The organism is Prosthecobacter sp., assembly GCF_014879935.1.
Taxonomy (GTDB): domain Bacteria; phylum Verrucomicrobiota; class Verrucomicrobiia; order Verrucomicrobiales; family Verrucomicrobiaceae; genus Prosthecobacter.
This window is the reverse complement of sequence record NZ_JACSRD010000138.1, coordinates 142,407-154,174: the sequence shown is the minus strand read 5'-3', so window position 1 is coordinate 154,174 and position 11,768 is coordinate 142,407. Positions and strand designations below refer to the sequence as shown.

General features: G+C 62.3%; 9 protein-coding genes and 1 tRNA gene. 4 read left to right on the top strand and 6 right to left on the bottom strand.

All coding sequences use genetic code 11. The features are described 5' to 3' along the window. Positions 1–33 precede the first annotated feature (33 nt). Positions 34–118, bottom strand: a tRNA-Leu gene (locus tag IAE77_RS12480). 235 nt (positions 119–353) lie between these two features. On the opposite strand from IAE77_RS12480, the gene IAE77_RS12475 reads away from it, so the two are divergent. Together IAE77_RS12475 and IAE77_RS12470 are read left to right on the top strand one after the other, a co-directional pair. Beyond that, the gene (locus IAE77_RS12475; protein ID WP_294226929.1) at positions 354–845 is read left to right on the top strand and encodes a dienelactone hydrolase family protein; all 492 of its coding nucleotides are present in this window, start codon (positions 354–356) and stop codon (positions 843–845) included. Between the two features lie 16 nt (positions 846–861). Further along, positions 862–2,100 (top strand): DUF1501 domain-containing protein, encoded by a 1,239-nt coding sequence (locus IAE77_RS12470; protein ID WP_294226925.1) that lies wholly within the window; start codon positions 862–864, stop codon positions 2,098–2,100. A gap of 125 nt (positions 2,101–2,225) precedes the next feature. Here the strand turns inward: IAE77_RS12470 and IAE77_RS12465 are convergent, their stop codons facing one another. The 4 genes from IAE77_RS12465 to IAE77_RS12450 form a co-directional block, all read right to left on the bottom strand. Further along, positions 2,226–4,175, bottom strand: coding sequence for a maltotransferase domain-containing protein (locus IAE77_RS12465; protein WP_294226923.1), 1,950 nt, complete (start codon positions 4,173–4,175; stop codon positions 2,226–2,228). A 90-nt stretch (positions 4,176–4,265) separates the two neighbouring features. Continuing rightward, entirely contained in the window at positions 4,266–5,639 is a 1,374-nt protein-coding gene (locus IAE77_RS12460) for a DUF1501 domain-containing protein (protein WP_294226919.1), read from the bottom strand. Between the two features lie 13 nt (positions 5,640–5,652). Continuing rightward, positions 5,653–7,518 carry a DUF1549 and DUF1553 domain-containing protein gene (locus tag IAE77_RS12455; protein WP_294226915.1) on the bottom strand — a complete coding sequence of 622 codons (1,866 nt, stop codon included), beginning with the start codon at positions 7,516–7,518 and terminating at the stop codon, positions 5,653–5,655. A gap of 9 nt (positions 7,519–7,527) precedes the next feature. Then, positions 7,528–8,442: a sugar phosphate isomerase/epimerase family protein gene (locus IAE77_RS12450; RefSeq protein ID WP_294226913.1), complete on the bottom strand. Its 915-nt coding sequence runs from the start codon at positions 8,440–8,442 to the stop codon at positions 7,528–7,530. A gap of 51 nt (positions 8,443–8,493) precedes the next feature. Between IAE77_RS12450 and IAE77_RS12445 the strand changes: the two genes are divergently transcribed. Further along, on the top strand, positions 8,494–9,690 hold the full coding sequence (locus IAE77_RS12445; protein WP_294226910.1) for an alpha/beta hydrolase: 1,197 nt from the start codon (positions 8,494–8,496) through the stop codon (positions 9,688–9,690). A 20-nt stretch (positions 9,691–9,710) separates the two neighbouring features. Here IAE77_RS12445 and fabF read toward each other — a convergent pair whose 3' ends face one another. Next, a complete protein-coding gene (fabF, locus tag IAE77_RS12440; RefSeq protein WP_294226907.1) occupies positions 9,711–10,961 on the bottom strand; it encodes a beta-ketoacyl-ACP synthase II in 1,251 nt (416 codons plus the stop codon). An 88-nt stretch (positions 10,962–11,049) separates the two neighbouring features. Between fabF and IAE77_RS12435 the strand changes: the two genes are divergently transcribed. Continuing rightward, positions 11,050–11,721, top strand: coding sequence for an outer membrane lipoprotein carrier protein LolA (locus tag IAE77_RS12435; protein WP_294226904.1), 672 nt, complete (start codon positions 11,050–11,052; stop codon positions 11,719–11,721). Positions 11,722–11,768 lie beyond the last annotated feature (47 nt).

Sequence of the window (11,768 nt, the reverse complement as noted above, 5' to 3'; positions counted from 1 at the left end):
CCGCCCCCGGCACGCGCATTGCACTGCAAAGCATGGTGCCCGGGACAGGACTCGAACCTGCACTTGTTTCCAAACCAGATCCTAAGTCTGGCGCGTCTACCAATTCCGCCACCCGGGCGGGGGCTGCTGCGCGCCATGATTCCGTGCGGCGGCGAATGGCGCAATCGAATTATCGGCAGCCGTCCGCTGCGGATCGGGCCACCCGTGGGGCTCCCTTGGAGTTTCGCGGGCCACATCGCCCCCATTCGCGTTCCCGTCAGACGGCGGTGCGTGACCGGTGGGGACGTTCGAGTGACGAAACCTCGACCGTGCCGCGATTGCACTCTGCCCAGCCTTTTTACTTCTCCGGCCACATGATTCTCCGCGAACCTGAAATCGTCGAACTGAAAACACCCACCGGACCGATGCGCACGATGGTGCTCAGGCCGGCGGCGGCGGGGCGGTATCCGGGGTTGTTGTTTCACTCGGAGATTTTTCAGATCACGAGGCCGATTCATCGCACCGCCGCGTTTTTGGCGGGGCATGGCTTCGTCGTCGCGCTGCCGGAGATCTACCATGAGTATCTGCCGGCGGGCACGGTGCTCGCGTATGACCAGGCGGGCTCGGATGTGGGCAATCGCTTGAAGACCGAGAAGCTCGTGGCGGCCTACGATGCGGACAATCGCGCGGTGCTGGACTTCTTGAAGCAGCACGAGGCCTGCACCGGTCGCCTCGGATCGTTCGGGCCGTGCATTGGCGGTCATCTGCCCTACCGTGCGGCCTTGCAGCCGGATGTCGGTGCTGCGGCCTGCTTTTTCCGCTCCAGTTTGAAATGGATGTGGTGGACGAGCAGATCGACACCGTGAGCCAGGCTTTCTCGGCATGACGATGGCCTGCGCCCGCTGCCACGATCACAAATACGATCCCGTCTCGCAGCGCGACTACTACGCTCTGGCGGGCATCTTCCGCAGCACGGACACGAAGTTTGGCACGATCAAGCTGGTGCAGAACAACAATGTCAGCACACTCATGCCGTTGCCCGCGACCGCAGGGCAGCCTGATGCGCTGAAGCCGCTGAGCCCACGCCAGCGCGAACGCCTGACGAGGCAGGTGGAGCAGGGCACGGCTCGGCTCGCGGACGTGCCGAATCATCCCCCCGCCTTCCTGCAAATGCACTGCGGCATCCCCACCGCGCCGCGTCCCAGCATGGGTGCCTGGATCACCTACGGCCTCGGCAGCATGAATGAAATCCTTCCCGGCTTTGTCACGCTGAGCCCGAATCCCGGCAACGGCGGCTCCGCGAACTACGGCAGCTCGTTTTTGCCCGCCATCTATCAAGGCACGCGCATCGGCAACGGACGCCAGCCCATCGCCCAGGCCAAGATCAGCAACCTCGCGCATCCGCAGCTCGCACGGCCAGAGCAACGCGCCCAGCTCGACTTCGTGCAGCAGCTCAACCGCGTCGCCCAGCAGCGCCAGCCGGAGAACGCCGCCATCGAGGGCCTCATCGAGTCGCACGAACTCGCCTTCCGCATGCAGGACGCTCTGTCCAGCGTGCTCGACATCGAAAGCGAGTCCGACACCGTGAAAAAGCTCTACGGCATCGGCAACACCACCACCGACGACTTTGGCCGCCAGTGCCTCATGGCCCGGCGCATGTTGGAGGCCGGCGTGCGCTTTGTGGAGGTCAACCACGGCGGCTGGGACCAGCACCGCAACCTCACCGAAGACCATGGCAAACACGCCGCCGCCGTCGATGGCCCCATCGCGGGCCTGCTGACCGATCTCGAAGGCCGTGGCCTGCTCAAAGACACGCTCGTCATCTTCGCCGGTGAGTTTGGCCGCACGCCGTATGCGCAGATCGACGACGGTCGCGACCACAACCACACCGGCTACACCACCTGGTTCGCCGGAGCCGGCGTGAAGCCCGGATTCAGTTTCGGCGAGACCGACGAGTTCGGCTACGAAAGCGTCATCGACCCCGTCCACATCCACGACTGGCACGCCACCATCCTCCACCTGCTCGGCCTGGAGCACACGAAGCTCACTTATCGTTACGCCGGACGCGATATGCGCCTGACGGAAGTGAAGGGCAATGTGGTGAAGGGGATCATGACGTGATCGAAGATGCACGCTGCTTCCTGCAGCGGACAGATTGTGAGGCCTGGGAATGATTCAAGCCACCAAGTTTGAGCCAGCGCTGAGCAGATCAGGGCGAAAAGCAGCGGCAGCGTTTTCATGGTGCATCACTGCTCCACCTTGAAGATGTGCATCGAGACGCCGTGTGGATTGAGGCCGACGTAGTTGTCCGCGCCGCGCCACTCGTAGCTTTGGTTGTGGATGAGGTCGGTGACCTTGTAGGGGCGGCTGCCGTCGAGGCCGAGGGCGGCGAGGTCGAGGTGGACCATGCCGGCGGCGGGATGATGCGGGTCGTGGCTGATGGTGCAGAGGATGCGGTTGCTGAAGTCCGGCGTGGCCTTGCTGTAGCAGAGGATCTGGCCGTGGTCAGAGCCGTGGAAGCGCAGGTTATCGTAAAGATGCAGCGCGGGATTTTCGCGGCGGATGGTGTTCAACACGCGGATGAAGGCGGTGAGGTTGCCGGGCTGGTTGTAGTCGCGCTGCTTGAGCTGGTACTTCTCGCTGTTGTCGTACTCCTCCTTGCCGGGATAGGGGTCGTTCTCGCACAGCTCGTAGCCGGAGTACATGCCCCAGCTCGATGAGAGCGTGGCGGCGAGGGCGGCACGGATGCGGAACATCTGCGGGCCGGCGTTTTGCAGGTGGCCGGGCAGGATGTCGGGCGTGTTTGGCCAGAAGTTGCCGCGGTAATACCAGCGCATGTCGCTTTGCGTGAGTTCCTTCGCGTACTCAGTGAGCGAGTGCTTGTCCTCGCGCCAGGTGAAGTAGGTGTAGCTCTGCGTGAAGCCGACCTTGCCGAGCACCTGCATCATCTTCGGCTTCGTGAAGGCTTCGGCGAGGAAGAGCACGTCGGGGTCCTTGCGCTGGATGGTGGTGATGAGTTCCTCCCAGAACGCGACGGGCTTGGTGTGCGGATTATCGACGCGGAAAATCTTCACGCCGAGATCGACCCAGTGCTGCACAACGTCGATGAGCTCGTTCCAGAGATTGCGCCAGTCGTCGCAGTGGAAGTTGATGGGGTAGATGTCCTGGTACTTCTTCGGCGGGTTCTCGGCGTAGCGGATGCTGCCGTCGGGACGCTGGTAGAACCACTCGGGATGCTCCTTCACATACGGATGATCGGGCGAGCAGTTGATGGCGAAGTCGAGCGCGATCTCGAGGCCGCGTTTCTTTGCCTCCTTCACCAGCCAGACGAAGTCCTTCTCCGTGCCGAGTGCGGGCTCGATGGCGCGATGTCCACCTGCGGGACCACCGATGGCCCACGGGCTGCCGACATCGCCGGGCTGTGCGGTGAGGGAGTTGTTCTTCCCTTTGCGGGCGGTGATGCCGATGGGATGGATCGGCGGGAAATAGATCACGTCGAAACCCATGCTCGCCGCATGGTCGAGACGGCCCAGGCAATCGCGGAAGGTGGAGTGTTTGTCACTGAGGCCTTCGGCATTGCGCGGAAAGAACTCATACCACGCGGAGAAGCGTGCGCGTTCGCGTTCGACGATGACTTGCAGCGGCTCGGACACGGTGGACAGCGAACGGTCGGAATACTGGTCCATCAGGCTCTGCAATTCGTCGGATTGCAGCACGTCCATGATGTCCTGCACCTTCACACTTGTGAGCAGATCAGCAAAGTCCTCCAACTGCGTCGCGATCTCGGGCACACCGGCCTTGCGGGCGCGTTTGCCAGCATCACGCAGCAGGCGGGCACCTTCCTGAGCCTCGATCGGCACATCAGGATCCTTGGCCTGCACACGCACGGCGAAGGTCTTTTTCCAGGAGCGGAACGTGTCACCCCAGGCCTCGACGACGTACTCCCAGCGACCGGCTTTGGAGAAACTGCAGCGGCCCTGCCAGCGGTCGTTGTCGATGGGCTTCATCGGCGCTTCGAACCAGCGGCGGGCTCCAGGCTGACGCCAGCGCAGCACGGTGCTCATCACATCGTGACCGTCCTTGAAGATGTCGCACCAAACGTCCAGCGGCTCATCAATGACCCGTTTGACGGGGTGCCGGCCGCCTTCGATGCAGGGGTAGAAGTTTTCAATGACGACAGTGGGGGCGTGGGACATGGCAAAAGGGGTTTGCGTGGGGTGAACGGCGCAGCATTGCGTCCGGAAACCCGTTCAACAACTGCAAAACCGCGCCAAACTCCTGCCGCCTCAGGCCAGGATGTCTGTCACCACCTTGCCGAACACGTCGGTGAGCCGGAAATCGCGTCCGGCGTAGCGATAGGTGAGCTTTTCGTGATCAAGGCCCAGCAGATGCAGGATCGTCGCGTGCAGATCGTGCACGTGGACGGGATTCTCCTGCGCGTTCATGCCCAGTTCGTCGGAGGTACCGTAGGCGAGGCCGCCTTTCACGCCGCCACCGGCCAGCAGGGTGCTGAAAGCCGTGTGGTGATGGTCACGCCCGCGCTTCATCGGGTCCGTCTGCTTTTTCTTGTCCGGATTGTCCTGCGAGTAGGGCGTGCGGCCGAATTCACCTGTCCAAACGACCAGCGTGTCCTCCAGCATGCCGCGCTGTTTCAAATCGCTGATGAGAGCCGCGGAGGCACGGTCGCTGTCGGCGCAGAGCTCGGGGTGGCGCTTGTAGTGATCACTGTGCGTGTCCCAGGGCTGGTTGTTGCTGCTGGTGTAATAGACACTCACGTAGCGCACGCCGGACTCGGCCAGACGCCGCGCCAGCAGGCAGGAGCGGCCAAAGGGCGTGTCGCCATACAGCTCGCGCGTCTTCGCGCGCTCCTTGCTGATGTCGAAGGCATCACTGGCAGCGCTTTGCATGCGATACGCGGTCTCCATCGCCTTGATCTGCGCCTCCAGCGTGGAGTCATGGTCGCGGCGCGCCGCGTGGATGCCATTGAGGCGCTGGATGAGGTCGATCTGGCGTCGCTGGGTCGTCGCGGAGAGCACCGGATTGCGCACATTGGCCACCAGCTTGTCCACGGCCATGTCGGAGGTGATCACGCCCGTCGCCTGATACTCGGCAGGCAGGAAGGAATTGCTCCACAGCGCCGGGCCCACCACGATGTTCGGCGTCGGACGCAGCACGACAAAGCCCGGCAGGTTCTCGTTCTCCGTGCCGAGCCCATACAGCACCCACGAGCCCAGCGACGGCCGGATCGGCTGGATGTTGCCCGTGTTCATCATCAGCAGCGCGGGCTCGTGGTTCGGCACGTTCGTGTGCATGGAGCGGATCACGCAGCAGTCGTCGATGATGCTGCCCAGCGCGGGCAGGCTCTCGCTCACTTCGATGCCGCTCTGGCCGCATTTCTCGAAACGCAGCGGCGATGACATGAAGCCGCTCGTCTTCGGGGCCTTGTAGAGCTTTCCGCTCGGTTGCTGGCCTTCGTATTTCTTCAGCGCCGGCTTCGGATCAAAGGTGTCGATGTGCGACGGTGCGCCGTTCATGAACAGGAAGATCACGCGCTTCGCCCGCGGCGTGATTTGTTGCTTCGGAGCCGCATTCAACATGCCTGCGAGCCCGATCGCGCCAAAGCCGGCCGAGAGACGCTGCAAGGCGTCGCGGCGGGACATGCTGGAGGTCGGTTCAGTCCACATAGATCATCTCATTGGTGGCCAGGAGTGCCTGAGCGAGCTGCTCCCAGGGCGTGAGCTGGCCGTCTGCGGGTTGTTGGAGAAACTCCAGCGCAAGCTCCGCCTCCTCAGGCAGCGGTTCGCGGGTGAAAAGAAGCTCATAGGCCAGGCGAACACGCGCTGGATCGCTTGCAGCCTCAGTTTGGAGCCGGCGGGCGAGATTCTTCGCCTGCTCGGTGACAAACGGGCTGTTCATCACGAAGAGCTTCTGTGTCGGCGTGGTGCTTTCTGACCGACGGGCCGCATGCACGTTCGCATCTGGGTAATCGAAGAGCATGAGCGTCTTGTTCAGTTCCTTGCGGCTGATCTGCGAGTAGAGCGTGCGCTTGCGATGGTCCGCCGTGTTGAGATCGAGCGAACGGCCACCCTCCACGTCCAAAGCGCCCGCCACGGCGAGCAGCGAATCACGCAGCGGCTCGATGGCGAGCCGTTTGCGGTTCATGCGCCAGAACTGGTCGTTGGCCTCGTCGAGCTGGGCATTCGACGCGCTGCCGTGGCTGCTCTGACGATAAGTGGCAGAAAGAACCAGCTCGCGCACGAGCCGTTTCACCGACCACCCGTTTTGCATGAAACGCACAGCGAGGTCGTCGAGCAGCTCAGGATGCGTCGGCTTGTCGCCCATCGCGCCGAAGTTGCTGGTGGTGCGCGCCAGCGGTTTGCCGAACAGCATGTCCCACACACGATTCACGAACACGCGGGCCGTCAGCGGGTTGGCCTTGTCGGCAATCAGCCGTGCCAGCTCGGCCCGGCCGCTGCCTTGGGTGAATTTCACCGGCTCATCCTTGCTGAGAACTTGAAGCCAGCCGCGTGCTGCCGCCGCGCCTGGTGATTCGGTGTTGCCACGGTCGTAGATCGGCAGATCACGCGGATTTTCATCACGCACGATGTGAAGCGTGCGCGGGTCCATCTTTTCCGCGAAGGTCTTCTCGTCCTCATCTTTGCCGTCAGGCCGCAAACTCACCTTCTTGACCGATGCGAACACGCCCGCCATCGCGTAGTAGTCGCGCATGCTGATGGGATCGAATTTGTGATCGTGGCAACGCGCACAAACCACCGTGAGACCGAGAAGCGACTGCGAGACCATGTCCACCTGCTCCGCCCATTCCTCCGCCTGCACGTCCAGACGTCCACGGGCATACAGTTTATGGCCGAGGCCCAGAAATCCCAGCGCGGCCAGGTCGCCGGTGTTTTTCGGCTCGATCAGATCGACCGCGAGCTGCCTCTCGATGAAGCGATCATATGGCACATCCGCGTTGAACGCCGACACGACCCAGTCGCGATAGTGCCAGGCGTTCGGCAGGTTCAGCGCGGTGTTGTTGCCGACCTGATGCGCCTGATCCTCGGCATAACGCGCCAGATTCAACCACAGCGAGGCCAGACGCTCGCCAAACGCACGGCGGCTGAGCAGTTCATCCACGAGGCGCTCATAAGCGCCGGCATTGGGGTCGCTCAAAAACTTCCGCGCGTCATCCGGCGTCGGCGGCAGTCCGGTGAGATCGAAGAACACGCGGCGCAGCAGCACACGCCTCTCCGCCTCGGCAGTCGGGGACAGCCCATGTTGCTCCAACTTGGCCAGGATGAAGTGATCCACCCGTTCACGCGGCCAGTTCGCGTCTTTCACCTTCGGCAAAGCCTGCGCTTTCGGTGCCACGAACGACCAGTGCTGGCGTGCTTTGCCCCAATCAATCGATGATGGCTCGGCGGCATGCAGCGCCAGGCCTAGAATCAGGCATGGAACAAAAACACGAGCAGGAACGGGACGCGACACACGGAAAAAACGCCGGCCGGGGCCGGCGTTTTGCGACGTGATTGGATTCATTCGCCGACGTCACGCCAGCAGAGGACGCAGCATGTCGCAAATCTCCGGCACGCGCACGAACGGATCTTCCTTCGTCTCGAATTCGAGCGTGAACCAGCCTTGGTAATTCGCATCGCGCATGATCTGGATCACGCGTTTCACATCGCTCGGCTCGGCTTCCTTGGCTCCTTCGCGTTTGATCTCCATCTTGAGCTGCACGTTGACCGCGTAGGGCGCGATCTTGGCCAGATCGGCATAAGGATCGGCGGTGTGGAAGTTGCCGCTGTCGAGATTGATCCCTGCCCACGGGCTTTGGGCGGCCTGCACCATCTTCACCAGATTGTCCGGCAGAGCCACGATGCCTCCGTGGTTCTCCAGGCCGAGGAAGACGCCCTTCTTGCCCGCGTAGTCGAGGCACTCTTGATAAGATGCGAGGCAGTTCGCGACGGCTTCTTCCTCACTCATGCTTTTTTCCTTGGCTCCGGCAAACACGCGAATGTGCGGCGCGCCCATCGTGGCGGCGTGGTCGATCCATTTCTTCGTGTAGGCGATCTGCTCGCTCAGCTTCTCACCCTTCGGCAGGGCGAAGTTGTTCCCCACGGCCGTTCCGGCGATCTGCACGCCACGCAGGTAGCAGTGGCGCTTCAATTCGAGCAGGGAGGCCTCGTTCACATCTGGTGGGAAGAAGTAGCTCGTCAATTCCGCGCCAGGCACGTTGTTGTCCGCGCACCAATCGACGAAATCGGTGATGCTCCACTGCTTGCGGTCATTCTTCGGCTTCTGCTCCTTGTCCCGCATCCACTGGAAGTACTCGCGGAACGAATACGCGGCGACACCGAGCTGCATGCGGCTTTTGCCGGGCCGCTTGATCGGCTCAATGGCCGGCAGAGTGGAAACAGTGAGCGCACCGAGGCTGGTGGAGAGAAAATGGCGGCGTGAGATCATGGCGAATGAAAGAACAGGTTGGAACAGTAGGATTAACAGAACTCACTGACCATGAACAAGCTTTCTCTTTTTGCCGCCGCCCTGTTTTTAGCCTCCATCGCGCAAGCCGAGCCCGCGAAGGTAAAACTCTGGCCCGATGGTGCGCCGCTGGCGAAGGGGAATGAGGACAAGGACCAGCCGTTTGTGTATGTGTGGCCTGCGGCGAAGGAAAAGGCGAATGGCGCGGCGTTTGTGGTGTGCCCAGGCGGTGGTTACGGCGGTCTCGCGGCCGATCATGAAGGCGTACAGGTGGCGAAGTGGTTCAATGGCATCGGCGTGAGCGCTTTTGTGCTGCATTACCGGCTCGGCACGAATGGCTACCACTTTCCCACGCAGCTCATCGATGTGCAGCGGGCCATCCGGCACGTGCGGGCGAATGCGAAGCAGTATGGCATCGATCCGGAGCGCATCGGCATCATCGGCTTCAGCGCCGGAGGTCACCTCACTTCGATGGCGGCAACGATGTTCGACGAAAAGCCCGCAGGCATGAGCAGTGATGCCGTCGATCAAGCCAGCGCTCGACCAACGGTGGCCGCGCCGACGTATCCGGTGATCTCGATGATCGAAGACTACGGCCACAAGGGCTCGCGCAAAAACCTCCTCGGCCCGAATGACAACGACGAGCTCGCCAAGCACACCAGCACCGAGCTGCGCGTGACCGCAAATACGCCGCCGATCTTCATCTTCCACACCGATGATGACACCGTGGTGCCCGGCGAGAATCCGGTCGCGTTTTACCTCGCCTGCCGGAAGCACAAGGTGCCTGCCGAACTGCACATCTACAAACCGGGGCCGCATGGCGTGGGCCTTTACCTCGGCGATCCGGTGCTAGGCACCTGGAGCGGCCATCTGCGCGACTGGCTGCGCAATCAAGGTTTCCTCAAACCGGCCAAACGCACCGCCATCAATGGCAAAGTGACCGTCAACGGCACGCCCGTGAGCTGGGGCAGCGTCATCTTCACGCCGGAAGATCCGGGCGCTCCCGTTGCCTGCGCTCGCGTGATGCGTGGAAACTTCAAACTCGATGAGAAGACAGGGCCGGTGGTCGGCAAAGTGAAACTTACCATCAGCTACAGTGCTGCGGATGTGCCCGGTCTTGAGACGGCCGACGGAACGGTCGCGACGAAGGAGCAACAACCTGGCGCGAGCGATTGGACCTTCGACGTGGTCGAAGGCGCGAAGGACGTGGAACTGACGGTCACGCGGTGAATTGAATCACCGCAGCGTCCTCAGCCCTCGAATTTCTTGATCAGCAGCGCGGCGTTGTGACCGCCGAAGCCGAAGGAATTGCTCAAAGCCGCGTTCACCTTGGCCGGACGGGCGGTGTTGGGAACGATGTCCACGTCCACTTCTGGATCGAGGTTTTCGACGTTGATGGTGGGCGGGATGACCTGGTCCTTGATGGCGTAAACGGAGGCGACGAGTTCGACGCCGCCTGCGGCACCGAGAAGGTGGCCGGTCATCGATTTGGTGCCGGAGACGAGCAGACCGTTGGTCGCGTAGTCGCCAAAGGTGCGCTTGATGGCGCGCAGTTCGCACAGGTCGCCGACAGGTGTCGAGGTGGCGTGTGCGTTGATGTATTGAATGTCGGTGGTGTTGAGCCTGGCGTGACGCAGGGCCATCTCCATGCACTTGCCGGCACCGAGACCTTCCGGATGCGGGGAGGTGAGGTGGTAGGCGTCCGCAGTGGCTCCGTAGCCGGCGAGTTCGGCATAAATCGTCGCTCCGCGCTTCTTGGCGTGCTCGAGCTCCTCGATCACGACGACGCCGGCGCCTTCACCCATGACGAAACCGTCGCGATCCTTGTCCCAAGGACGGGAGGCGCGTTCAGGCTCGTCGTTGCGAAGGCTGAGGGCCTTCATGTTGGCGAAACCGGCCAGACCGCAGGGGCGGATGGAGGCTTCGGCACCACCGGCGATCATCACGTCAGCGTCGCCGAATTTGATCATGCGCCAGGCTTCCCCGATGTTGTTGTTGGAGGTCGCGCAGGCGGTCACGATGACCATGTTCGGCCCCATGAAGCCGTATTCCGCCGCGATCATGCCGCTGGCGATGTTCGTGATCATCATCGGGATAAGGAACGGCGAGACACGGCCAGGTCCCTTGTTCAGGAGGATCTCATACTGCGTTTCGATCGTGCTCAGGCCGCCGATGCCGCTGCCGACCATCACGCCGACGCGGTGCGGGTCGAGGCTGTCGGGGTTCAAACCGGAGTCCTTGGCGGCCATTTTCGAGGCGGCCATGGCGAACTGGAAGTAGCGGTCGGCCCGGCGGGCATCCTTGTGGTTGTTGAAGTACTGCGTGGGGTCGAAGTCCACGACCTCGCCGCCGATCTTGCAGTCGTACTTCTCGGTGTCCATCGACTGGATGCGGCGGATGCCGCTCTTTCCGGCCACCAGATTCTTCCAGAACTCTTCCTTGGTGTTGCCGTTCGGGGAGACGACTCCCATGCCGGTGATGACGACGCGACGCTCGCTCATTGTGTATGTTTTGGGGGTTGGACTGAGGGTTGAGAGAACACGGTTTGAAGGGTGGGGCAAGGGGAAATCGTGCCAGCGCGGCGTCTCCATGCTTGAGCGTCGTGAAATACCGTGGTTGGCTCGAAAAGTGATCCGCCTGACCGCCATTTTCGCGCTCGTTGTTTGTTCCGCCGTCGCCGCTGCCGACCAGACGGACGCAGGCGCGATTCCACCCGTGTTTCGCGAATGGATCGCCGCGCAAAAAGGCATTGGCAGCATCAAGGTGCCCTTCACCCAGACGCGCACCACGCCCGCCTTGAAGGAACCGGTGACCGCGAGCGGCCGCTTCTGGCGCATGGCGGACGGCCGCTTCCGCTGGGAGCTCGGCTCGCCGGCATCGATGATCCTCGTCTTCGACAAGGAAACCGTGCAGCTCAAGGAAAGCGCGGATGCCGCGTGGCAGACGTTGAAGCCGGATGACAGCCGCGTGCGCATGTGGATGCGCTTTCTCAGCGGACGCGACATGGAGACCGAGTCACTGACGAAGAACTTCACGCTGAAGGTCACGCAGGAGGAGAAAAGCTTCGTCACGGTGGCGATGATTCCGCGGCCCCTGCTGATCAAAAAGTACCTCACGCAGCTCGACATGCAGATCCAGCCCGGCGGAAAGCGGCTGCTGGGCTTCCGCATCGTGCAGGGAGATGGTTCGACGCTCCTGATGCACTTTGGCCCGCCGGAGACCGTGGCCGGAGACCATCCGGAGCTGTTTCAGGCCCGGTAAAAGATGGAAAATGCCCCCAAGAGGCGGGTAAAGGGTGCGTTTACGGT

Bases quoted from the DNA above. Each gene is read 5' to 3' on its own strand.
- IAE77_RS12475 (WP_294226929.1), top strand. From the start codon at position 354: ATGATTCTCCGCGAACCTGAAATCGTCGAACTGAAAACACCCACCGGA.
- IAE77_RS12470 (WP_294226925.1), top strand. From the start codon at position 862: ATGACGATGGCCTGCGCCCGCTGCCACGATCACAAATACGATCCCGTC.
- IAE77_RS12465 (WP_294226923.1), bottom strand. From the start codon at position 4,175: ATGTCCCACGCCCCCACTGTCGTCATTGAAAACTTCTACCCCTGCATC.
- IAE77_RS12460 (WP_294226919.1), bottom strand. From the start codon at position 5,639: ATGTCCCGCCGCGACGCCTTGCAGCGTCTCTCGGCCGGCTTTGGCGCG.
- IAE77_RS12455 (WP_294226915.1), bottom strand. From the start codon at position 7,518: ATGAATCCAATCACGTCGCAAAACGCCGGCCCCGGCCGGCGTTTTTTC.
- IAE77_RS12450 (WP_294226913.1), bottom strand. From the start codon at position 8,442: ATGATCTCACGCCGCCATTTTCTCTCCACCAGCCTCGGTGCGCTCACT.
- IAE77_RS12445 (WP_294226910.1), top strand. From the start codon at position 8,494: ATGAACAAGCTTTCTCTTTTTGCCGCCGCCCTGTTTTTAGCCTCCATC.
- fabF (WP_294226907.1), bottom strand. From the start codon at position 10,961: ATGAGCGAGCGTCGCGTCGTCATCACCGGCATGGGAGTCGTCTCCCCG.
- IAE77_RS12435 (WP_294226904.1), top strand. From the start codon at position 11,050: ATGCTTGAGCGTCGTGAAATACCGTGGTTGGCTCGAAAAGTGATCCGC.